The sequence below is a fragment of the Rubripirellula amarantea genome (genome assembly GCF_007859865.1).
Lineage (GTDB): Bacteria > Planctomycetota > Planctomycetia > Pirellulales > Pirellulaceae > Rubripirellula > Rubripirellula amarantea.
The window spans coordinates 476,432-498,278 of record NZ_SJPI01000003.1 but is presented as its reverse complement, the minus strand read 5'-3'; the positions used below and the strand labels follow the sequence as shown (position 1 = coordinate 498,278).

Here is a 21,847-nt window from a genome sequence, read left to right as displayed (position 1 = left end):
TTAACCGATCCACTACCTTCAAAACAGATATGTCGTATGAACGTTCAACGCTTGTTGCTTTTCTTCACTGCTTGTTGCTTGTCATGGATTGGGTACGCGGACGAACCATTTTTTCCCTTTAAGATTCCTACTGAAAAGCCAGACATGCCTCTAAGTGAGGCGATGAACCGCGCGTACGATGACTATGAATCACCGACTTATTGGGGGAACGAACTGTCAAGCAAGTTTCGTTACACACCATTGAAAGGTCTGACCTACAACGGCGGTGATGGAACACTTACTCGACGTGATCCTTCTAAGGTCGTTAAGGCAAATGGAAAGTACTACGTTTGGTACACCCATCGAAGCACCGTCAGCCCACCACGCGGCGCCGATGACGCGACTGACGAGATTCCGTCTGCTGACTGGGACTTGGCTGAGATTTGGTATGCGACCAGCACTGATGGATTTACCTGGGAAGAACAAGGTGTTGCAGTCCCTCGTCCACCCAAACCGAATGTTGGCTGGCGTTCTGTTTCGACTCCGGATGTCCTGTTTTGGAAAGGAAAGTACTACCTTTACTACCAAGGATTCATGGAGGTTTCGGGTAAACGCGGGGACGATTGCCCAGTATCCGTTTCGTACGCTGATTCACCCGATGGGCCTTGGACGGCCACAAACAAGATCGTGGTCCCCAATGGTCCCGAAGGTGCATGGGACCAGTATTCCATTCACGATCCTTATCCCTTGGTCTACAAGGGGCGGATCTATCTGTATTACAAGTCCGACTTTAACGGGCCTCCCCATCCCGTGCGTGCGCAAGGTCTTGCCATTGCGGATGATCCGTTGGGACCGTTCGAGAAATGTCCACTTAATCCAGTGTTGAACTCGGGGCATGAAACGGGGCTGTTTCCGTTTCGTGGTGGCATTGCTGCCCTGGCCATACGACACGGGAACGAACACGACACGATTCAGTTCGCGCCCGATGGAATCAATTTCAAAATGACGTCCACGGCTATTCTAATGCCAATCGCGCCAGGACCCTATGTCCCCGATGCGTTCACGGACACCGACGATGGTCGAGGGATCACATGGGGATTGTGCCACTTTCCATGGGGAGCCAAATCTCGCGACAAGGCACATACGATTTTAGGTCGCTTTGATTGTGATCTCAGTCAAGATCTTGACGACCGCTTCATGAAGGATCCTGAATACTACTACTCACCCGAAGTCTATTTTCAAAACGGCCTCGGTGAGGGATCAATCAAGCAGCGTCAGCAAGCCGCAAAGCAGGATCTAGCGAAGTAACAAGAACGACGAGAGTCCTGATCAAACGCCGAACGGCAAGCACTCGCGAGTGCTCACTGTCGAAACGTTCTCATGACACACCAGTAGTTCTATTCGTTCTTGGTTGCCGCTTCGATTCGTTTTCGCTGCGTTTCGCTGAGCCCGAATTTGAAATTGATTTCTGGGTCGTTAAAGATATCGGTCTCTTTCATTTCTAGGTCGTCCACGTCTAAGCTTAGATCGCAGTCGAAACGAGCGAGCATGCTATGACTTTTGCCCTCGTCGCGACCAAGGTTTCGAAAGTGGCATAGGCCCCATGTGATCCCCCGACCATCGGCGGTGTCCGTGAACGCATCGGGAACGTAAGCTCCCGGTGCGATTGGCATCAGTCCGGTGATCGCAGCAATTTCAAAATTCACGCCGTCGGGCGAGTACTGAATCGTGTTGTGCTCGAGCCCATGGCGACTCACGAGCGCAGCCACTCCGGTCTTGAATGGGAATAGCGACGTTTCGTGACCCGAGTTGATGACTGGGTTGAGCGGGTGCTTTTTGAAGGGTCCAAAAGGATGGTCGGCGATTGCGAGCCCCTGAGCACGAACAGGCAAGGGAGTCCCCCCCATCTCTCCCTTGTAGTACAGGTAGATTTGTCCGTTTCGCACCAAGGGATAGGGGTCGTGAATCACGTACTGGTCCCATGAGCCCGGCGGTCCGTTTTCGACCACAATTTTATTGCATGGTGTCCAAGGGCCATCGGGTGAATCCGCTACCGAAGCCGATACTGGACAATCGTCGCCGTTGGTTCCGCTTGATTCGCGACTGCCCGGCATAAACAGGTAGGCTTGATAGTACATGTAGTACTTGCCTTTCCAAACCAAGATGTCGGGAGTCGATACGGATCTCCACCCGGCGTTGGGTTTCTCCATGCGTTTGATTGCAACGCCCTGCTCTTCCCACCTAAATCCATCGTCGCTGGTCGCATACCAAATCTCAGACAAGTCCCAATCGCGAGAAGGTATGGTTTCGTTGGCGCCGCCATCATAGTTGGGCGGTGTGGGAGTTTGGCGATGGGTGTACCAAACGTAGTACTTGCCATTGGCACGAATGACCTTCGTAGAATCACGTCGCGAAACCGTTCCGTCGTGGCCGTGATAATCAAAGCCTTCCAACGGAGTGTATTTGAAACGCGAGAACAGTTCGTTGCGCGTTGCATCGATCCCCGCATAGGTGCCGTCATAGACGCGTTGCATCGCGGTGCTAAGTGGTAGGTCAGGCTTTTCGTCAGGAACGTTACCGTACGGAAAGACCTGGGATTCGTCCGCGACAGCCGAGTAAAGCCAGCCGCTACATAAGGCTATGGTCAACGCAAACATTTGAATCATGGAGATCACTCTTAAGTCTGTGGTGCGGATGCTCAGCAAGGCTCGCGTGATGTTCATCGCGAAGTGACTTGATCTACGTCAGCTCTGGTGGGAACCTACTTGACCTCAAAAGGAGCCAATTTTTCCCATTCGAAAACGACGCCGGTACCGGGTGCGTCGGATGCCACCGCGCGATAGTTTTCGACTACCAAAGGACGCGTTGTGTACTGATCAATCGGGAAACTGTGAACTTCTAGCCAGCCAGCGTTAGGTTGAGACGAAACCAAGCTGACGTGAAGCTCTTGCATGCCGTGTGAGCAAACCGGGGTGTCGTATTTCCGCGACATTGCGGCAGCAGCCAACCATCCGGTGATGCCACCGCAATTCGATGCATCAGGTTGGATAAAGGAAAGTTTGGATTGCTCAAACGCATAGCCAAACTCATGGATCGTGTGCAAGTTCTCGCCCATCGCCAGTGGTACGCCTGTCGCATCGGCTATCTTCGCGTAGCCAAGGTAGTCGTCCGGAATGGTTGGTTCTTCAAACCATGCAATGTCATAGGGCTCGAATCGTTTTGCAGCTTCAATGGCCTTGTCCACGCTCATCGAGTAGTTCGCGTCAACCATGAATGTGCGTTCGGGGCCAATCAGCTCACGAACTGCTTTGATCCGCTCAATGTCTTCATCGAGATTCTCTCGACCGATCTTGATTTTGACGGCGTTAAAGCCGTTGGCCAAATAGCCGCGGATTTGATTGAGGAGCTTGTCTAGCGGGAACATCAGGTCGATGCCGCCGCAGTAAGCCTTACAACTATTACCAGCACCACCCGCCATCTTCCAAAGCGGTTCACCCGCTTTCAAGCAGCGGATATCCCAAAGCGCGATGTCGATCGCCGACATGGCAAACGACGCTATCCCTCCGCGACCAACGTAGTGGATGTGCCATTCCATAAAGTCATATACCGCATCGATGTCGTTGCCATCTTTGCCGATCAGCGCCGGTGCAAGGTCGTGTTCGATCATTGCTTTGATCGCATGACCGCCTTTGCCGCCGGTATAGGTGTATCCGGTACCTTCGCTGCCGTCTTCAAGCGTAACCGTAGCCGTCACTAACTCGAAGTGTGTGTGATCACCGTGCTTGGCGTCGGATAACACTTCGGGAAGTGGGACGTTGAACAGGCGTGCAACGATGGATTTAATCTTCACAGTTGGTTTGATCTTAGCAGTAGATTTGACTTCCAATGGGCCGACCGTGCCGTCCACCGAAGTCTGAGATGCGGGTGAGGGTATTGAGTTAGTCATTGAAATTCACGTACATCGTTTTCTTTTCGAGGTAATTGTCGAGTCCGTACTTGCCGTCTTCGCCCCCGGTTCCGCTTAACTTGTGCCCATTGTGGAACCCTTGTCGTTGCTCGCCCATCGGACGATTGACATAGATTTCGCCAAATTCAAGTTCAAGAACTGCTCGCTGAATCAGTCGCATGTCGCGCGTGAACAGAAAAGCTGCAAGTCCGAAGTCACTATCGTTGGCAAGCTCCAATGCTTCGTCGTAACTCTTGATTCGCATGATGGGGCTGACAACGCCGAAGACTTCGTCTCGCATCACGCTCATGTCATTGGTGCAGTCGGTCAAAATTGTGGGCTCATACCAATGTCCTTTTTGGAATGCTTCGCCTTCGGGACGTTTGCCACCGAGGGCAACTTTGGCACCGGCGTCGACGGCTCGCTTGACAATCTTTTCAAGCTCATTTGTTTCGTGAGCATTCACCTTCGGCCCGATGTCAGTACCTTCTTCCATGGGGTCGCCAATCTTCAACTTGGAAACGGCAGCGATGTACTTTTCAAGGAACTCATCATAAACAGCGTCGTGGATATAGAATCGTTCAGGACACGTGCACACCTGACCGCTGTTGAGGTGACGAGAAACCACGGCTGCATCGACAGCCTTTTCCACGTCACCATCGGCCAGCAAAATGAATGGGGCTTTCCCGCCGAGTTCCAATCGTACGGCGGTCAATCGTTCGGCAGCCTTTCGGAAAATTTCTTGCCCCGTTGGCGTTGAACCGGTCATGGTTACCAAACGAGTGATCTTGTTGGTGACAAGTTCCTCGCCCATGGTGGATCCGCCACCGGTAACAAGATTTAGAACGCCTTTAGGAATGCCAGCTTGTTGAGCGAGTTCGCCGAGGGCTAGGACAGCGACGGGAGTCACGGACGGCGGTTTAACGACCATCACATTGCCCGTGGTTAACGCTGGGCCGATCTTTCGGCAAGCAAGTGCGAGAGGGAAGTTCCACGCGGCGATCCCGACGGTGACGCCATAGGGAACCTTGTGAATCATGATGTGTTCGTTTGGCAAGTCGGATGGAAGGATATCGCCTTCCAACCGTCGAGCGGCTTGCGCGGGGAAGTTGATGAAGTCCGCTGATACGTCAACTTCACCCAAAGCCAGTCCGTAGGTCTTACCCATTTCCTGAACCAAAATTTTGGCCAGCCGTTCGCGGTTTTCGCGAATTAGGTCCGCGAACTTTGAAAGGATCTCGCCTCTTTCGACAGCGGGCCTAGCGGCCCATGCTTTTTGCGCAGCCTGGGCGGTTTCAAGCGCAAGAATCGCGTCCTGCTGGTTCCCCTTGGGGACCGTGAACAATACTTGCTCATTCGTCGGGCTTTCAACGTCGATGGTTTCACCGGACACCGAGTCGCAAAACTCGCCATTGATGAACATGCGATAGCGATCGATCCCGTCGCTCGACTCTTTCATGGACTTGGTCATTTAAACAGTCTTGGTTGAAAAGTAAGTTGGTTCGAAAAGGTTGCGGTGTGGCTCGACCACGCCGGTTAGCCAATCGCCAACTAAGCAGGCAGCTCGGTTGGCAATTGGTTTAGAGTCTTTATCAGCGGCCCATCCAGCCGCCATCGACTAGCAAAGTCGTGCCGTGTACATAGTTCGCGGCGTCGGATGCCAAGAAAACAACGGGACCTTTGAAGTCATCGGGATTGCCCCAACGACCGGCCGGTATTCGAGCGAGGATTTGTTCGCTTCGAATGGGATCGTCACGCAAGGCTTCGGTGTTGTCCGTTGCAATGTAGCCGGGCGCGATTGCGTTGACGTTCACTCCTTTACCCGCCCACTCGTTTGCCAATGCCATCGTGAGTTGACCAATGCCACCTTTGCTTGCTGCGTAACCGGGGACGGTGATTCCCCCTTGAAAGGTCAGCAGCGAAGCAGTGAAGATGATTTTTCCACTGCCCCGAGTGAGCATCTCTTTGCCAAACTCACGAGCAAGAACGAATTGAGCGTTAAGATTTACTTCCAATACTTTGTCCCAATACTCATCGGGATGCTCGGCGGCTGGTTTGCGAAGAATGGTGCCCGCATTGTTGACCAAGATGTCGATCTGAGGATGGTCCGCTTTGACGTCTGTGATGAACTTGTACACGGCTTCGCGATCTGAAAAATCGCATTGGTAGCCATGAAAGGTTCTCCCGAGCGCGGTTACTTCCTTTTCGACATCGCTGCCACTGAGTTCAAGCGAAGCGGATACGCCAATGATATTGGCTCCCGCTTCGGCCAAGCCCACGGCCATGCCTTTGCCGATGCCGCGTTTGCACCCGGTGACCAAGGCCGTCTTGCCGGATAAGTCGAATGTTTGAAGAGTCGTCATGATCAAGAATTATCGTGAATATTGGTGATGAGTTAGCTGCATTGGATCAAGTACTTGATGCCATCGGGATTGGCGTCGATTGCCTCGAAGGTCTCTTGGACTTGGTCGATCGGACTAATTTTGGTGATGAGTTTGTCGAGATGCAGTTTACCGCTGGCGGCCAGTTGAATTGCTTCGTCGAAATCTTGCTCTTCGTAAAGTCGAGCGCCGATCATCTTGATTTCGGACCAGAAGAACTTAAACAGGTTGACTGGCTTGGGCTGCGGGTGAATCGCAACCATCACGATACGACCACGAACGTTAGGCAGTTCAGTCATGACCTCCACTCCGGGAGCGGAGCCTGACACTTCAAAGACACAGTCGGCCATCTTTCCGTTCGTCATTTCGCGAACCGCATCGGGAAGATTTTGGTTCATTGGATTGACAACCTTGATGCCGAGCGTTTCCGCCAAGTCCAATCGAGTTTGGTTGACTTCCGATAGTATCACGGTGGCGCCCTTGTCGATTGCAACCAGGGCAATTAATAGTCCAATCGGACCGCCTCCGATGACAACGCAAGTTTCACCAGCTTTGACTTCGCCTAGACGTACATCGTGGCAGGCGACAGCGGCGGGTTCAATCATCGCCCCGTGTTGCAAGTTCAAGGTCTCTGGGAGTTGGTGGAGCGTGTAAGCGGGGACAGTCCATGACGACTGCATCCCACCAGGCATATCAATCCCGATGAACTTCAAGTTTTTGCCGACGTGCGCAAATCCGTTGTCAAAACTCGATGGCTCACCAAACTTTAAAGGACGCACGGCAACGCGATCGCCAACCGCGACACTTGTGACTCCTTCGCCAATCTCGGCAACGACGGCGGACGCTTCGTGTCCGATGATTTGCGGCATGTGGACTCGTTGGTCCATGGCGCCGTGAAAGATGTGGATGTCGGTACCGCAAATACCGCAATAGGCTACTTCTAGGCGAGCCTCACCGGGGCCGGGTTTGATGGCTTCACTGGTGCCGACCGCGACGGTACGGTCGCCTTTGTACTGAGCTGATTTCATGGAAGGTTGGGTTAAAGGTTAGGTGAATGGGCGACCGTTGATCGGCTAAGCCCAACTGAGTTTGTAAACCGTCGTTTCGTCATATTTTTCGCCCGGCTTCAAAACGCTCTTGGGAGCGTTGTCGATGTTGGGGCCGTTGGGGTACTTGGACGTTTCGATACAGAAAGCTCGGAATTGGCCGAACTGGTCACCGTTTTCTCGCTTCAGATTGTCCGACGTGTATCGCCCGGTATAGAGGAGCGTGCCGGGTTCGGTTGAAAGGACTTCAAGCTTGCGGCCTGAGGTTGGTTCCGTAACTTCAGCAACCTTCTCCAGTGCGCCCACTGGTTTGCTGAAGGCATAGAAGTGTTCGAAGCCAAGCGGTAGCTCGTCGAAGGCATCGCCAATTCGTTTGGGTTCGTTAAAGTCAGCCGCGGTGCCGGCCACCGACTCTTCGTCACCAACTGGAACATTCGTTTCATCAGGTACGAGGACGCGATCGCTTTTCAGGTGCAAGACGTGATCGAGAACCTTGTCCTTGAATCCGTTTAAGTTGAAATATGTGTGATTGGTCAGTGAGACCGGCGTGGTTTTGTCGGTTTCCGCTTGATAGTTAATACGTATTTCGTTGTCGTTGGTAAGACGGTATTCGACCACCACGTTTAGATTTCCGGGAAAGGCTTCTTCGCCGTCCGCGCTATTAAGTGAGAGCTTCAAAGCCACCGAATCGGAATCCTCCGATGTGCTAGCGACGTCCCAAACCCGCTTGTCGAAGCCCTTCACTCCTCCGTGTAAGTGGTTGGGGCCATCATTGGTGGCTACTTGGTGCTCGGTGCCATCGACGGTGAACTTGCCGTCTTTGATGCGTGCTGCGTAGCGGCCAACAAGGCAGCCAAAGTAAGGCGAGTTTGTTTTGTATTCGTCGGCAAAGTAACTGTCGAGCGAATCAAAACCGCAAACGATGTCACTTAGATTGCCATCCTTGTCTGGCGTTACGATCGAAGTCACGGTCCCACCGTAAGTGGTGATCTTCATCGTCACGCCGTTGTCGTTTTCCAGCGTGAATAGATCAACCGCTTTGCCTTCGAATTCACCGAACGGTGCTTTGGAAATTTTCATAAGTTTGGCCTATCCAACAATGACAAGGTGACGGGCGAATGACAGACAAGCCACTTCGGCGGCTTCCTGGTCTAGCGTTTGTCCAAAGGCAAGGACCAAGACGCCGATCACCATGCACGCCAATCCGGTGTACAGCCAGCGACGAGCCGCCGGTGATGCTTTGGTCCATTCGCCGGTGAGGATGCCACTGATCACGGCGACGACAAGGCAGGTGGTGTTGAAGATTGCGTAGACAACCACGGGACCGTTGGGACCCAAGGAATCGGCCGCGAACGCATATATCGCCGAGGCAGCGTAGTGAAAGACTGCCATGATTAGGATCAGCACAAAGTTCTTTCCCAATGCGGGAGTCTTAAACTTGCCCCAAGCCTTCTTTTGCGAGAGTTGATAGAGGAAGTAGAACGTCATCACGACGCCACCGCTTAGGAAAACGGGCAGCATCACTGCCATCGCGGTCATCCAGCCGGGGTTTCCGTTTGCTTCGACCGCGTCGCCAAGCGGTCCCGCGCCGTATGTAAACGCGACGTTGAAGCCGGTCGCGAGCAGGCCGCCAAAAACAGCGATGAAGATACCCAAGGCATAAGACTTCGGCTTTACTGATTCACTGTCGCCACTCGCGGCGTCTTCGGCGGCTTTCAAAGCGACTTCATCGGCTTCGCGAGTCAGGCCCGCTCGACCGTTGGAGAGCACACCGAGTAACACAATCGCGATGCCGCTAAGGATCGCAATCATTGCGGGAGTAGAAGGAAGTGGTTGCCCTTTAGAAATTGCGATACCTAGGGGCAGCACACTACCGACCAAAATCACAGTTCCGATGAAAAGTGAGAAGCCGAGGGACAGACCGATGTGGTCAATCGCCTTGCCCCACATCATCACACCGACGCCCCACAAGAAGCTCGACACGATCATGATCATCAGGATTCCCGCGTCGATTCCTGAGTAGATATTGCCGACACCTTTCATCAGGGTCAATGTTGCGACCAAGGGGACGACAAACATCGTGAGCACGAAAAACATGCTCCATTTGTTCTCTTCCTCAAAATCCGATGTGTACTTGCCGGGAAGCGCGTAGAGCCCGAGCATGGCTCCGGCAAGAAGGGCCGCCGAAATACCGATGAACATAAATGTATAGTCCTGAGAGAAGGTTGCCTGTAGCTTTCGTCGAAAGCTTATTTGATGTTTGCGTCAATCGCCGCAATCGCTGCTTCAGCGTTTCGTTCACTCAGTGCATTAAAAATGTCTAAGTGCTCGCGATAAGTTTGGTCGTAGTCGTCGTGTCGGGTGTAAGTCAAAAGCATCCGTGAACACAGTTGCCGCCAAGCGCCTACCAAGTCTTCGCCGCCGCATGCTTTCATGATTGCTTCGTGGAACTCGACGTCGCAAAGCGCGATCGAGGTTGCTTCGCCACCATCGCAAGCGGACTTAAGTTTCTCTAGACTAGAAGCCACCTTCTTCAAGTTATCATCGGTGAGATTGGGGACGCCTTTTTCGATGGCGTACGCTTCAATTTGACGCCGGATCGACGTGATGAATTTTCGATCATCAGGATTCGGTGGGTGACGTACCATCACGCCACGGTTGGCGTAGTAAGATAGATACCCTTCGTGCGAAAGTTGAATGAACGCATCTCGCACGGGGCCTCGGCTCACACCAAAGCGACCTGCCAATTCAATTTCTCGGAGCATCGATCCGGCTTCGAATCGACCCGAGACTAAATCGTCACGAAGGCGATTGGTGATCTGTTCACGCACGGTTTGCGGAGGCAAAGTCATCAGAGAATCTCCTTAAAGTAGTCAAACGCCTACCTGGCACGCATGTTAATTGTTAACATGGTAGCCTCGGGTGCACCAAGTTACAACTCTGGTAGCATCGTTGTGGCAATCAATCCCGGCTTTTCGAGGCCAGTGGGCAAAAGTTTAAACGAGTTATAGAGCACAATGAAGGCGAACATGGAATCTGCGATTGAAAGAATGGGAATTCTTCCAGTGGTCGCAATCGAGAACTCTGCGGACGCTGGACCGCTTGCCGACGCTTTAGAAGCGGGCGGGCTACCCATTGCCGAAATCACGTTGCGGACGCAAGCCGGTATCGATGCCATCGCCGCCCTTTCATCACGCGATGGTTTCATCGTTGGGGCGGGAACCGTCCATAGTGTCGATCAAGCCAAGATGGTCGCCGATGCAGGGGCTAGTTTTGTGGTTTCACCCGGCTTCAACCCGAGGACAGTCCAGTGGTGCTTAGACCACTCGATGCCGATCTATCCCGGTGTCTCGAGTCCAACCGACTTGGAGTCCGCCATTGAAATGGGGCTCACGGTCGTAAAGTTCTTTCCTGCTGAGCAGATCGGTGGGGTCAAGATGATTAAAACGCTGCAGGGGCCCTACGGTGATATGCGATTCATTCCTACCGGTGGTATCAACGCATCGAACATTGCCAGCTACCTAAGTCTTTCCTCGGTGCTCGCTTGTGGTGGCAGTTGGATGGTCAAGCCCGAGTTGATCAGCTCGGGAAGTTTTGATGAGATTCAGCGATTGACAGCCGAAGCTGTTTCGTCCTGCCGCAATAACGCGTAGCGATGTTTGGCTAGCGGGACGGCATGCGATGCGAAGGATTTAAGCTGATCCGTTTTGTTGATAATTTTCTTGTGTTGATTTCTCTCTACTCATTTTTTCCGAACCTTTGATGTCTCGTAAGCTCTCGATTAAGCCTGCTGAAGAATGCCGCTTTGACCTTGTTTCGCTAGGCGAAGTCATGATTCGGCTCGATCCAGGTGAAACGCGGATTCGAACCGCTCGTCAGTTCCAGGTCTGGGAAGGTGGCGGCGAGTACAACGTGGCTCGCGGATTGCGTCGGTGCTTCGGGCTTCGCACTGCCCTGGTGAGTGCTTTTGCCGACAACGAAATCGGGCGACTTGCTGAAGATTTGATTCTTCAGGGTGGCGTCGATATGAGTTTCGTCAAATGGGTTCCCTACGATGGACTTGGACGCACGGTCCGTAACGGTTTGAACTTTACCGAACGCGGTTTTGGTATTCGCGGTGCCGTCGGTTGTCCCGATCGAGGGTTGACCGCCGCAAGTCAACTTAAGCGAGGCGATGTCGATTGGGATTACTTGTTCGGCGAACTTGGCGTCCGCTGGTTTCATACCGGAGGAATATACGCAGCGCTTAGCGATAGCACGCCCGATGTCGTGATCGAAGCGGTTGAGTGCGCGAGAAAGCACGGCACCGTGGTTAGCTACGATCTCAATTACCGACCGTCGTTGTGGAAGGGGATCGGCGGCCACGAGAAAGCGCAAGAAGTGAATCGACGGATTGCCAAATCCGTTGATGTGATGATTGGCAACGAGGAAGACTTTACGGCATGCCTTGGACTTGAAGTTGAGGGTGTGGACGAAAATTTGAGCAATATCGACGTTGAAAAGTTCAAGCAAATGATTGAACGCGCTGTCACCGAGTTCCCTAACTTTTTGGCGACCGGAACCACGCTTCGCGAAGTTCACTCGGCGACCGTTAATGATTGGAGTGCAATCGTTTGGTACGACGGCGAATTCTGCGAATCCCAAGCCTTTCCGGAACTCGAAATTCTGGACCGCGTCGGTGGTGGTGACAGCTTCGCCAGCGGGTTGATCTATGGATTCTTAACCACGGAAGACCCTAAGAAAGCAGTCAACTACGGCGCTGCACACGGTGCACTTGCAATGACCACGCCTGGCGACACCACGATGGTGACGGTCCAGGAAGTGGAGAAAGTGATGGCGGGCGGTGGTGCACGCGTCGTTCGCTAAACCGCTGCTAGGTGTCTCGCTCGGTCGCTGCAAAGATGCATCTCGTCGCAGAGACAGATACTCATTGGTAGCGATGGGGACACGCTTGGTTGCAGCGTATCGATTTGAGTGAGGCAATGTTAGCGCATCGATCAACAGCTTTCGTAAGTCTGTTGTCGTCTATTGATCATCAGTATCGATGCATTCATCGAAGGTTCCGACCCAGGTTCCGCAGTCGAAAACGGCTTGTTGATCACCGCCGGAACATCGTTGACGACCACTCTGTACCCTATGTATTGTTGACAGTTAACTTGGGCGGACGTGTTTATGTCGGCTGGCATAGGCCGCGTCCGGTGGATCCGAGTGACTTGCCCAGTGACCTAGCTAAGCCGGGGCGTCAATTTTTTCACAGTGGTTTCTTGTCACGATCCGAGGCATGCGAATCACGCACGAACTTCTTCACTGAGTACTCATGATGAAACTGTTTCTGTTTGCATTTACTGTCTTGCTTGCTTCGAGCACCGTCGCTCAGGACAACCTTCAAGTGACTCCCGAGCAGATTGACTTCTTAGGTATTACTAATCCGGACAAGCTTAGCGCCGCATCGAAACGAGCATTGAAGTGGCCTAATATCGGCAACGAATGGTTCATTCAGTTCGACACGCAAGATCTGAAAGGCGACCTAGCCTATGAAGAAGGCGTCGTTCGCCGTGATCCTAGCGCTATGATCCGCGAGAACGGCAAGTACTACGTCTGGTACTCACGCAGCACTGGGCCGAGCCAAGGCTTTGGCGGCGATGTTGAAAATGACAAGGTTTGGCCATGGGATCGCTGTGATCTTTGGTACGCGACATCGCCTGACGGATGGACATGGAAAGAAGAAGGTCTTGCAGTTGCTCGTGGAGAAAAGGGCGCCTACGACGATCGCTCAGTTTTCACTTGCGAGATCATGAAGCATGACGACCTGTACTACCTTTGTTACCAAACGGTGAAGTCGCCCTACACCATTCGCGTAAAGAACCAAATTGGTTTGGCTTGGTCAAAATCGCCCGACGGTCCTTGGACGAAAAGCAAAGAGCCCATCCTATCGCCGGCCGATAATGGCATTTGGGAAGGTGAAGAGCAAAATCGCTTTCGCGTGAAGAAGAAGGGAGACTTCGATAGCCACAAGGTCCACGACCCTTGCATCATTCCGTTTCGAGGCAAGTTCTATCTGTACTACAAAGGCGAACAGATGGGCGAGGCAATCACGTTTGGCGGACGCCAAATTCGTCATGGTGTGGCGATCGCAGAAAATCCGAAGGGACCTTACATCAAGAGCCCTTACAACCCAATTAGCAACAGTGGTCACGAAGTTTGCGTGTGGCCTTACAACGGAGGAATTGCATCGTTGATCACAACCGACGGTCCCGAGAAGAACACGATCCAGTGGGCACCCGACGGAATCAATTTTGAGATCATGTCAGTGATCAAGGATGCGCCACACGCAATTGGGCTTAACCGCGATGCTGACAACGAAAAAGAGCCCACTGAGATTCTGCGTTGGGGGCTGACGCATGAGTACCGAACAAGCAACTACCAGGTGATTCGCCGGTTTTCATCGCGTCGCGTTCAGCACCACACGGCGAAGGGTGAAGTCGCGAAATAAGGCCGTGTACTTGATCGCTGGATTGGAGGCATCGTTGGAACGTAGGCTAAGGAGAGTGGTAAGGGGGACGGTCGCTGCGAAACGGGTGGTTGGTCAAAATTCGCCGAACTGGGGGGATAGTAGTTGCATGGCATTGCAGATTGTTTACAATCGCACCCGTTAAGGGGTGTTTCTCTGGTGTTCGTGAGCGGTTTGTGGGGGCGTAATGACCGTCCTTGATCAAACTCAATTCGCTTCTAGCGCAACGTGAAAGAGCAAAGCAATTCAATGAGCAATTCAATGAGCAAATCAATAGCTGTAGTGGCAGCATTCGTTTTGACAACTGCCTTGGTAATGGACCCAGCTTCGGCTGCCGTCGTCAATTATTCGACAAGCTTCTCCGATAGCAATTCTCCCGCTTTCGCAGATGGGTCAATTCTTGGCCAAAACGGCTGGAGCGCCTTTAACGCCGCTCACTACATCGTCGATTCAGGTGGAGCTGGACTTGTCGGCCATACCAATGCCGCAGGTCCGGTTCATGTTGACACCTCAGCGGACTTAACCAGTGAACTTGCATTGGGTAAGACGATCACGATGACACTGAATGCTCAATTTCTTGGCACATACATTAACCAAAACAATGGGCGGTGGATGCTCGGTATTGGCGACAGTGCAGCCACCAGTCAACCGCTACTTGGTGGCGGTACGTTCTTCAACAACGGAGGGACCAATTTCTTTATGGGCGATCCTGTTCTTGCCAACGCGTCGAAGGTGGACACCGGTGTGGCCTTTGATGACGCTTTCCATACTTTCACAACCACGATCACCAGAACAGCAACAACGAATGAGTTTGCTGTCGGAGTTTCTTTTGACGGTGGAGCTGTCACCAACTACACGATTGCCAATGCAGGTTTGTGGTCCGGAGCGAGCGCAGCTTATGCCGGTTTCAGATGGCAGGGCAATCAAAGCGGGAATGTTGATTCATTCAGCGTCAGTTCGGGTGCCGCTGCTGTTCCCGAGCCTTCAAGTTTCGCGCTTTTAGGATTGATTGGTGTTGGCATCGGAGTATGCAAGCGGCGTCGTAAGAACCGCTAGACCCGAATCAAACCAGGGAAACGCATGCGCCTTGATCCAAATAGATCAAGGCGTTTTTCTTTCCAAAACTTCTTTTCAAGCATTCTGTTCATGACAACCAGCTCCTTTAGTTCTCTTGCATTGCTCGTTCTGACGAGTGCAGTTCTTTGTTCGACCGCGATCGCGCAAGCGAATTCTTCAACGAAGTTGCAGTTCGATTTTAATGATGAAAACTACAGCGAAAAGATTGAAATGAGAGGCGTCGAAGTTTCGCTTCTTGATTCAGCTTCTAAAGGAAAGATTCAGCTCGATACAGGACACAAAACGGATTGGCCGGGAATTACCCTTCGGCCGCAAAACCAATTTTGGGATGGTGCGAGCTTTCAACGTTTGGCATTCGATCTAACTAACTTAAGTGATGAAGGATTTGAACTCGGGGTGCGGATGGATAATCCCGGCGGCAACGGTTTCGATAAAGGCATCACCGTGATGACCTACATCAAGCCAGGTGAATCGCGGGTTGTGTCAGTGAATCTATCCCATACCCCATGGCAATTTTCCAAGCCACTCAAACTTGAAGGCATGCATGCGGCGCCGGGGCAACAGACGCTCGATCCAGCGAAGATCAAGGAGCTAATCATCTTCCTGCGAATGCCGAAGTCCGATCACAAATTCACGATCGATAACATTCGATTCGAAAAGCCAGTGACGGTACTCGATGCGGATAGCTTCCTGCCTTTCATCGACGAGTATGGGCAGTTCATACACGGTGAATGGCCGGGCAAGATTCATTCCGATGAACAACTTGCCCAGCATGCGATAGACGAACAAAAGGATCTCGCGGAGCACCCAGGTCCCGAAAACTTCAATCGTTTCGGTGGTTGGCTCAACGGTCCGCAACGTGATCCCGCAAAGTTCTTTCGAGTTGAAAAGCATGAGGGAACATGGTGGCTCATTGATCCCGATGGATGTCGGTTTTGGTCCCATGGGATCGATGCGGTTGCGGTTCGTTTTGGTGGAACAGGAACCGAACATCGCGAGAGTTACTTCCGAAACCTTCCGGATAAGGAAACTCCGCTGGGGCAATTCTATGCTCGCAGCAATTGGGCGTTCGGGTTCTACGCCGATCGCATTCCCTATGAAACCTACAACTTTTACACGGCGAATCTGTATCGCAAGTATGGCGATGATTGGAAAGCCGACTTCGCCAACCTCGCTCACACTCGACTGCGTAGTTGGGGGATGAATACGCTTGCGTCATGGTCCGATCCGGACGTCTACTTGCAACATAGAACGCCCTACACTGCGTTCTTTCGGGCTGAAGACTGTCCGACGCTTCAGGGGGCCCAAAAAATGTGGACCCAATTTGTCGATGTGTTTGACCCCCAGTTTCGAGAGGCGGTCGTAGAAGGAATCAAAACCTGCCAGGCTTCGATCGGTGATCCATGGTGTATAGGCTTCTATGTCGATAACGAACTGTATTGGGGCAACAATGAGGCGATCGCGCTTTGGACACTCGCTTGTCCGGCCGACCAAGTCGCCAAGCAAGTTTTTGTCGAGGACTTGAAAGCCAAGTACGAAGCGATCGAGAAGCTCAACGAGCAATGGGGAACGGAGTACCAGAGTTGGGATGAGCTGACTTCCCAAACCGAGACTCCTGATGTGAACAAGTCGCGGGAAGACTTACTCGCGTTTTCAAAGAAGTTTTCAGAAACATACTTTGGGACTGTGAAGGCAGAACTCGCGAAGGCTGCTCCCGATCAGCTCTACTTAGGATGTCGATTCATTTGGGACAACGAGATCGCACTTCGTGCCGCTTCGAAGTTTTGTGATGTCGTTAGCTTTAATCAGTACCGCTACAGCATTGCTGATCTGAAGTTGCCCGAAGGTGAAGACAAGCCAATCATGGTCGGAGAGTTTCATTTTGGCGCGCTTGATCGAGGGATGTTTCATCCGACTAAAGTGCCGGCAAGAAACCAGCAGCACCGAGCCGAATGCTACAAGGCTTTTCTCCACAGTGCCCTGAACAATCCCCGAGTCGTCGGCACTCATTGGTTTCAATACATGTCCGAACCAACGGCTGGACGTGGCGATGGCGAAAACTATCAAGTGGGATTCGTTGACAACTGCGACACCCCGTACCAAGAAACAATCGAGGCGGCTCGCGAGATTGGCAATGAGATTTACGAAGTGCGTTCGGTTCGATCAAACCAATGATTGACTTGATCGTCGTGCGAGCGATCAAATCGAATCGAAACTGAACTTGGATTCAATGCAGTGGTGCAGTCCAACAGTTGTAAAACAAAGATAAACACTCAAGATGAATTTGAATCACATTGCGTTGATCGTGCTGGCGATGCTGCCCAGTTTGGCATCGGCCTCAGAAAAGCCCAACATGATTGTGATCATGTCGGATGATTCTGGGTACACGGACTTGGGATGCTACGGCGGCGAGGTCGATACCCCTCACATCGATGAATTGGCTGCACAAGGCATTCGTTTAAGCAATTTTTATTCGAATGGTCGGTGCAGTCCAACGAGGGCGTCACTGTTAAGCGGATTGGAATGCGCGAAAGTTGGTTTTGGTGGTGGGTCGCTGGGTGATTGGTCTCGAGAGATGCCCTTCCCTGCTCATCGCGGTCGCCTGCCGTATCAAACTCCACTGCTTCCTGAAGTGCTTAAGAATGCGGGCTACCACACGATGATGTCGGGCAAGTGGCATCTCGGCGGCAGTTTGATGAGGGGATCCAAATCCATGCAGGAGGAATGGTCGAAATCGCACCCAGGGTGGGAGCTTACCGAATCACAGATCGAATCGGACTTCTTGGGTTTGCCAAGCCAACGCGGGTTTGATGAATACTTTGGCTTGTACGGGGCACAAGACAACTTCTTTGTTGTGCCCGGCCAATCGCATCGCATCATGGAAGGCAACCAACCAGCGAAGCTTCGTTTCGAACGAACCTATTCGATGCACTGCTACACCGACAAATCGGGCGGGCGATACGGAAGGAATCACGGCAAGACGGCGAAAGCGTTCTACGACACGGATGGAGTGACGGATCGAGCCATCGAAATGATTCAGGGGGCAGCGGGGAAAGACAAGCCACCATTCTTTCTATACGTTGCCTATCGGGCTCCGCACAAACCGCTTCAAGCACCAGAGAAACTGGTTCAAAAGTACTTGCCGCGTTATCAGGACTTGGGCAAGGTGGCGACAGATCGAATCACGAAACTAAAAGAGGAACAGCTGTTTCCCGGGTCGGCCGGTGCTCGTAAGCGATGGACGCCCCAGCAGAAACTCGACTCCTTTAGGCTGCAACTAGCAGTTCACGCTGCAATGGTGGAGAAAGTTGACGAGAACGTTGGACGACTGATCAATGCACTGAAAGCGTCGGGTGAACATCAAAACAGTTTGATCATTTACTTGTCCGATAACGGTTGTGCGTCGCACGTTGACGGATTTATGAATACGCCTTATTTCGGGTCAAAGGCGCTTGTTTGGGAAGGTGGTACCAAGACCCATTTCATTGCTGCTTGGCCCCAGCACATCAAGCCGGGAACCGTCTCGGACAACCAAGCATGGGTAGGAGATGTGTTGCCCACATGTTTGGAAGTTGCCGGGCTAGACTACCCTGAAACCTTCCGCGAGAAGAAAACGACGAGGCTTGACGGACGTAGCATGTTGAGCACGCTGATGGGTGAATCCGCACCGGCCAAGGAAACCTTGTTCTTTAATGACAAGGGTCAGCAAAGCGTGATTTATCAAGGTCGCTGGAAATTGTTGATAGAGCCGGGTTGGTACTTGCAGACCCTCAAGCAACCAGGCGTTGTGCGCGAGCTCTATGACCTCGTACGTGATCCCGCGGAAACGACTAACGTGGCTGACGCACATCCCGAATTGGTGCAGCAGCTTTCCGCACTTTGCGAAACTTGGAAACAAGATTCCGGAATTGTCGACTACGCTGAAATCATCAAGCTCCGTCCTCAAGATCCGTTTTGAATTCAATTTCGCTATGAACGCAGTTCGATGTGGCTCTCGCCAAACATTGTCCGCAAACATTGATCATTGACATCTTTCTCTCCATCACAACCAACTCCGTGACACCATGATCCGACAAGTTTTGTGTATTTCCGCAATCTGCCTTTCCTATGCCTGGGCAACGGCCCAGAGTTTTGAAGGGATGGTGTCGGATGCCGCAACATCAAAGCCACTCTCAGGAGTCGAGGTGTTGTTGGTGGAAGACAATTTGACTGCGACGACTGACAACGATGGTGCCTTTGCGATCTTGGCGAGCGATCGTCGTACGAAGACGCTGCGATTCGAACTGAATGGATACCTGTTCGAACAGAAGCAGCAAGTTGATCCAAACCAAAAACACGTCATTGCATTGCGAGAGGCAAGGAAGAGTGCAGCCACGATTCGCGAAGAAGGTTACCTCGTCAATGGCTGTGAAATTGACAACCCTGAGAGGCCAGATTGGAACATTCGTTTTCGGCATTCATTGTTAAAGGGGGACTTGGCTCCGGATCCAGAATTCACTCGTCGTGATCCAAGTTCAGTCATATTCGCGAATGGCAAGTACTATGTCTGGTACTCATATAGTCTTACTCATGATGCCACCAAGACTGCGCCATGGGATCTCAATGATCTCTACTATGCGACGTCGACGGACGGCGAGACCTGGGATGAACAGGGGGCCGCGGTCACGCGAGGTCCAGAGGGGGCGTTTGATCATCAGTCCGTGTTTACGACGGAGATCTTTGTTCATCAAGACGATTACTATCTCATTTACCAAGCCGCCGCAGATCTAGATGGCGTGTTTGGACGCAACTATGTGGGCATGGCAAAGGCCAAATCTCCCGATGGTCCCTGGACAAAGATCAAGGATCCTGTGCTGACCCCGACATACACGAACGATCTGTATTTCGACAACAATGCGGTTCATGATCCTTGCTTGGTTCACTACAAGGACAAGTTTTATTTGTACTACAAAGGTGAATGTAACTGCTTCGATAACGAGGATTGCGTGAAGTGGTGTAACCCGTGCTGTGGATTAAAGAAGCAGGTGAAGTGGGGCGTCGCCGTTGCTGATCATCCGACGGGCCCGTTTGTGAAGTCTGAGTTCAATCCGATCACCAACACCGGGCACGAAGTGATGGTTTGGAAATACGGAAATGGCATTGCCATTTTGCAACACCAAGATGGACCGGAAGCAAAGACAATTCAGTACGCCGAAGATGGACTGAATTTCCAAATCATGGGTTCCGCGATCGATATGCCTGAGGCGGCAGGCCTGTTTCGTCCTTCTGAGCCCGAGAACACTCCTCACGCTGGCGTTCAATGGGGACTCAGTCACGTTTTGAAGTGGAACGCGGGTCCCAAAGGCTGGATGTACATTCAAAAGTATGAAAAGGTAAGTGAAGAGCCAAAGAAATGAAAATGACTTTGCACTATTTGGCAATTCTATTGGCAGTAGCTCTGTCGCCTCTCTACTCAGCAATCGGCGCTCAGCCACCCAATATCCAGCCGCCCAATATCCAGCCACCCAATATCGTTTTGATCTTGGCCGACGACGCGGGCTACGCGGATTTCGGATTTCACGGGAGTCGTGAAATTCGATCGCCACGGCTGGACACGTTTGCGAACCAGGCAATGCTGTTCGAGCAAGCGTACGTCAGTGCTGCCGTTTGCGGACCATCGCGAGCAGGGCTGTTGACCGGAAGATACCAGCAACGTTTTGGTTTCGAAGAGAACAACGTTCCTGGATACATGAGCGAATCATGCCTGCCTGACGACGAGATGGGGCTTCCGCTCGATCAGGCGACAGTGGCGGATTACTTGAAATCGCGAGGTTATCGAACGGCCCTGATCGGCAAATGGCACCAAGGAAACGCAGATCGTTTTCATCCCATGAATCGCGGGTTCGACGAATTCTATGGTTTCCGTGGTGGAGCTCGCAGTTACTTTGCCTTCGGTGAGGGGAACCTCAATCATCGACCTGAAGACCGGCTGGAACGCGGGCTCGGAGAGTTCGCCGAGTCGGGGAAATACTTGACGGATGCTTTTGCGGACGAAACGGTTGCGTTCATTGAACGAAATCAAAGTCGACCATTCTTCGTGTTACTTTCCTTCAACGCGGTTCATAATCCGATGCAAGCGGAAGCCAGTGATTTGAAGGAATTTCCGAACCTAAGCGGAAAGCGACGGCAGCTTGCGGCAATGACTTTGTCAATGGATCGCGCGTGCGGTCGCGTCTTGGACAAGCTTAACGAATTGAATCTTGATCAGAACACCATCGTTGTCTTCACCAATGATAACGGTGGCCCTAGCGATGCGAATGCGTCCGACAATTCTCCGCTAAGCGGTACGAAGGCAAATCATCTAGAAGGCGGCATACGCGTTCCGTTTCTTATGCGTTGGCCGGGCGTTACGAAGCCAGGATCGAAGTACACTCACCCGATTAGCATGCTCGATCTATTGCCAACATTTGTTGCCGCGGCGGGCGGGAACTTGAGTGAGCTAAAGCCGATTGATGGCGTTGACCTTCGCCCTTTTGTCGAAGGGAGGGACAACGCTCGGCCTCATCAAACGCTCTATTGGAAAAAGGAGTCCCGAGCCGCGATACGCGACGGAGACTGGAAACTGCTCCGCTTTCCTGATCGTCCAGCAGAGTTGTACAACATCAGTTTGGACATAGCAGAATCGGATAATCTTGCTGATCAGCATCCAGACAAAGTCAGAGCCATGTACGAACAATTATTCGAATGGGAATTAACACTCGTTCGCCCCCAATGGCAACTCAAACGAGAGTACGAGGGGGCTGCAATGAAGCGCATGGATGACTATCGAAAATAATTGACTGTTTAGAAGTATTATGTTTAGGCTCTTGTTTGGCTGTCTTAGGCGAGGCATCTTGATTGATTAGGATCGGCCCTTCTAGCTGAACAC

General features: G+C 52.1%; 17 protein-coding genes. 9 read left to right on the top strand and 8 right to left on the bottom strand.

All coding sequences use genetic code 11. From position 1 onward, the window contains the following. Window positions 1–36: 36 nt before the first annotated feature. Window positions 37–1,287 carry a glycoside hydrolase family 117 protein gene (locus tag Pla22_RS21830; protein WP_146516912.1) on the top strand — a complete coding sequence of 417 codons (1,251 nt, stop codon included), beginning with the start codon at window positions 37–39 and terminating at the stop codon, window positions 1,285–1,287. An 89-nt stretch (window positions 1,288–1,376) separates the two neighbouring features. Here Pla22_RS21830 and Pla22_RS21825 read toward each other — a convergent pair whose 3' ends face one another. From Pla22_RS21825 to Pla22_RS21790, 8 genes are all read right to left on the bottom strand, one after another. Further along, complete coding sequence (locus Pla22_RS21825) at window positions 1,377–2,702, bottom strand: glycoside hydrolase family 117 protein (protein WP_242632245.1); 1,326 nt, start codon at window positions 2,700–2,702, stop codon at window positions 1,377–1,379. Window positions 2,703–2,740: 38 nt separating this feature from the next. Beyond that, the gene (locus Pla22_RS21820; RefSeq protein WP_146516911.1) at window positions 2,741–3,925 is read right to left on the bottom strand and encodes a mandelate racemase/muconate lactonizing enzyme family protein; all 1,185 of its coding nucleotides are present in this window, start codon (window positions 3,923–3,925) and stop codon (window positions 2,741–2,743) included. Continuing rightward, window positions 3,918–5,396, bottom strand: coding sequence for an aldehyde dehydrogenase (gene aldA, locus Pla22_RS21815; protein WP_242632244.1), 1,479 nt, complete (start codon window positions 5,394–5,396; stop codon window positions 3,918–3,920). Before aldA ends, Pla22_RS21820 begins: the two co-directional genes overlap by 8 nt. A gap of 121 nt (window positions 5,397–5,517) precedes the next feature. Next, entirely contained in the window at window positions 5,518–6,288 is a 771-nt protein-coding gene (locus Pla22_RS21810; protein ID WP_146516910.1) for an SDR family oxidoreductase, read from the bottom strand. 32 nt (window positions 6,289–6,320) lie between these two features. Next, window positions 6,321–7,334 carry a zinc-dependent alcohol dehydrogenase gene (locus Pla22_RS21805; protein WP_146516909.1) on the bottom strand — a complete coding sequence of 338 codons (1,014 nt, stop codon included), beginning with the start codon at window positions 7,332–7,334 and terminating at the stop codon, window positions 6,321–6,323. A 45-nt stretch (window positions 7,335–7,379) separates the two neighbouring features. Beyond that, the gene (locus Pla22_RS21800) at window positions 7,380–8,432 is read right to left on the bottom strand and encodes an aldose epimerase family protein (RefSeq protein ID WP_146516908.1); all 1,053 of its coding nucleotides are present in this window, start codon (window positions 8,430–8,432) and stop codon (window positions 7,380–7,382) included. Between the two features lie 9 nt (window positions 8,433–8,441). After that, on the bottom strand, window positions 8,442–9,554 hold the full coding sequence (locus Pla22_RS21795; protein WP_146516907.1) for an L-rhamnose/proton symporter RhaT: 1,113 nt from the start codon (window positions 9,552–9,554) through the stop codon (window positions 8,442–8,444). A gap of 47 nt (window positions 9,555–9,601) precedes the next feature. After that, window positions 9,602–10,204: a GntR family transcriptional regulator gene (locus tag Pla22_RS21790; protein ID WP_146516906.1), complete on the bottom strand. Its 603-nt coding sequence runs from the start codon at window positions 10,202–10,204 to the stop codon at window positions 9,602–9,604. A gap of 177 nt (window positions 10,205–10,381) precedes the next feature. Between Pla22_RS21790 and eda the strand changes: the two genes are divergently transcribed. From eda to Pla22_RS21750, 8 genes are all read left to right on the top strand, one after another. Continuing rightward, window positions 10,382–11,005: a bifunctional 4-hydroxy-2-oxoglutarate aldolase/2-dehydro-3-deoxy-phosphogluconate aldolase gene (gene eda, locus Pla22_RS21785; RefSeq protein WP_207310453.1), complete on the top strand. Its 624-nt coding sequence runs from the start codon at window positions 10,382–10,384 to the stop codon at window positions 11,003–11,005. 109 nt (window positions 11,006–11,114) lie between these two features. Next, the gene (locus Pla22_RS21780; protein WP_146516904.1) at window positions 11,115–12,218 is read left to right on the top strand and encodes a sugar kinase; all 1,104 of its coding nucleotides are present in this window, start codon (window positions 11,115–11,117) and stop codon (window positions 12,216–12,218) included. Between the two features lie 451 nt (window positions 12,219–12,669). Beyond that, entirely contained in the window at window positions 12,670–13,845 is a 1,176-nt protein-coding gene (locus Pla22_RS21775; protein ID WP_242632243.1) for a glycoside hydrolase family 117 protein, read from the top strand. Window positions 13,846–14,124: 279 nt separating this feature from the next. After that, a complete protein-coding gene (locus Pla22_RS21770) occupies window positions 14,125–14,919 on the top strand; it encodes a PEP-CTERM sorting domain-containing protein (RefSeq protein WP_165440784.1) in 795 nt (264 codons plus the stop codon). Window positions 14,920–15,009: 90 nt separating this feature from the next. Continuing rightward, entirely contained in the window at window positions 15,010–17,115 is a 2,106-nt protein-coding gene (locus tag Pla22_RS21765; RefSeq protein ID WP_146516902.1) for a beta-galactosidase, read from the top strand. A gap of 103 nt (window positions 17,116–17,218) precedes the next feature. Next, window positions 17,219–18,898 carry a sulfatase-like hydrolase/transferase gene (locus Pla22_RS21760; RefSeq protein ID WP_207310452.1) on the top strand — a complete coding sequence of 560 codons (1,680 nt, stop codon included), beginning with the start codon at window positions 17,219–17,221 and terminating at the stop codon, window positions 18,896–18,898. Between the two features lie 106 nt (window positions 18,899–19,004). Further along, window positions 19,005–20,336, top strand: a complete 1,332-nt coding sequence (locus Pla22_RS21755) for a carboxypeptidase-like regulatory domain-containing protein (RefSeq protein ID WP_242632242.1) — start codon at window positions 19,005–19,007, stop codon at window positions 20,334–20,336. 2 nt (window positions 20,337–20,338) lie between these two features. After that, window positions 20,339–21,754 (top strand): sulfatase-like hydrolase/transferase, encoded by a 1,416-nt coding sequence (locus Pla22_RS21750; protein ID WP_146516901.1) that lies wholly within the window; start codon window positions 20,339–20,341, stop codon window positions 21,752–21,754. Window positions 21,755–21,847 lie beyond the last annotated feature (93 nt).

Coding starts and splice junctions, on each gene's coding strand:
- Pla22_RS21805 (WP_146516909.1), bottom strand. CDS start 7,334: ATGAAATCAGCTCAGTACAAAGGCGACCGTACCGTCGCGGTCGGCACC.
- Pla22_RS21760 (WP_207310452.1), top strand. CDS start 17,219: ATGAATTTGAATCACATTGCGTTGATCGTGCTGGCGATGCTGCCCAGT.
- Pla22_RS21830 (WP_146516912.1), top strand. CDS start 37: ATGAACGTTCAACGCTTGTTGCTTTTCTTCACTGCTTGTTGCTTGTCA.
- Pla22_RS21825 (WP_242632245.1), bottom strand. CDS start 2,702: ATGAACATCACGCGAGCCTTGCTGAGCATCCGCACCACAGACTTAAGA.
- Pla22_RS21775 (WP_242632243.1), top strand. CDS start 12,670: ATGATGAAACTGTTTCTGTTTGCATTTACTGTCTTGCTTGCTTCGAGC.
- Pla22_RS21820 (WP_146516911.1), bottom strand. CDS start 3,925: ATGACTAACTCAATACCCTCACCCGCATCTCAGACTTCGGTGGACGGC.
- Pla22_RS21810 (WP_146516910.1), bottom strand. CDS start 6,288: ATGACGACTCTTCAAACATTCGACTTATCCGGCAAGACGGCCTTGGTC.
- eda (WP_207310453.1), top strand. CDS start 10,382: ATGGAATCTGCGATTGAAAGAATGGGAATTCTTCCAGTGGTCGCAATC.
- Pla22_RS21795 (WP_146516907.1), bottom strand. CDS start 9,554: ATGTTCATCGGTATTTCGGCGGCCCTTCTTGCCGGAGCCATGCTCGGG.
- Pla22_RS21800 (WP_146516908.1), bottom strand. CDS start 8,432: ATGAAAATTTCCAAAGCACCGTTCGGTGAATTCGAAGGCAAAGCGGTT.
- Pla22_RS21790 (WP_146516906.1), bottom strand. CDS start 10,204: ATGACTTTGCCTCCGCAAACCGTGCGTGAACAGATCACCAATCGCCTT.
- Pla22_RS21765 (WP_146516902.1), top strand. CDS start 15,010: ATGACAACCAGCTCCTTTAGTTCTCTTGCATTGCTCGTTCTGACGAGT.
- Pla22_RS21755 (WP_242632242.1), top strand. CDS start 19,005: ATGATCCGACAAGTTTTGTGTATTTCCGCAATCTGCCTTTCCTATGCC.
- Pla22_RS21780 (WP_146516904.1), top strand. CDS start 11,115: ATGTCTCGTAAGCTCTCGATTAAGCCTGCTGAAGAATGCCGCTTTGAC.
- Pla22_RS21750 (WP_146516901.1), top strand. CDS start 20,339: ATGACTTTGCACTATTTGGCAATTCTATTGGCAGTAGCTCTGTCGCCT.
- Pla22_RS21770 (WP_165440784.1), top strand. CDS start 14,125: ATGAGCAAATCAATAGCTGTAGTGGCAGCATTCGTTTTGACAACTGCC.
- aldA (WP_242632244.1), bottom strand. CDS start 5,396: ATGACCAAGTCCATGAAAGAGTCGAGCGACGGGATCGATCGCTATCGC.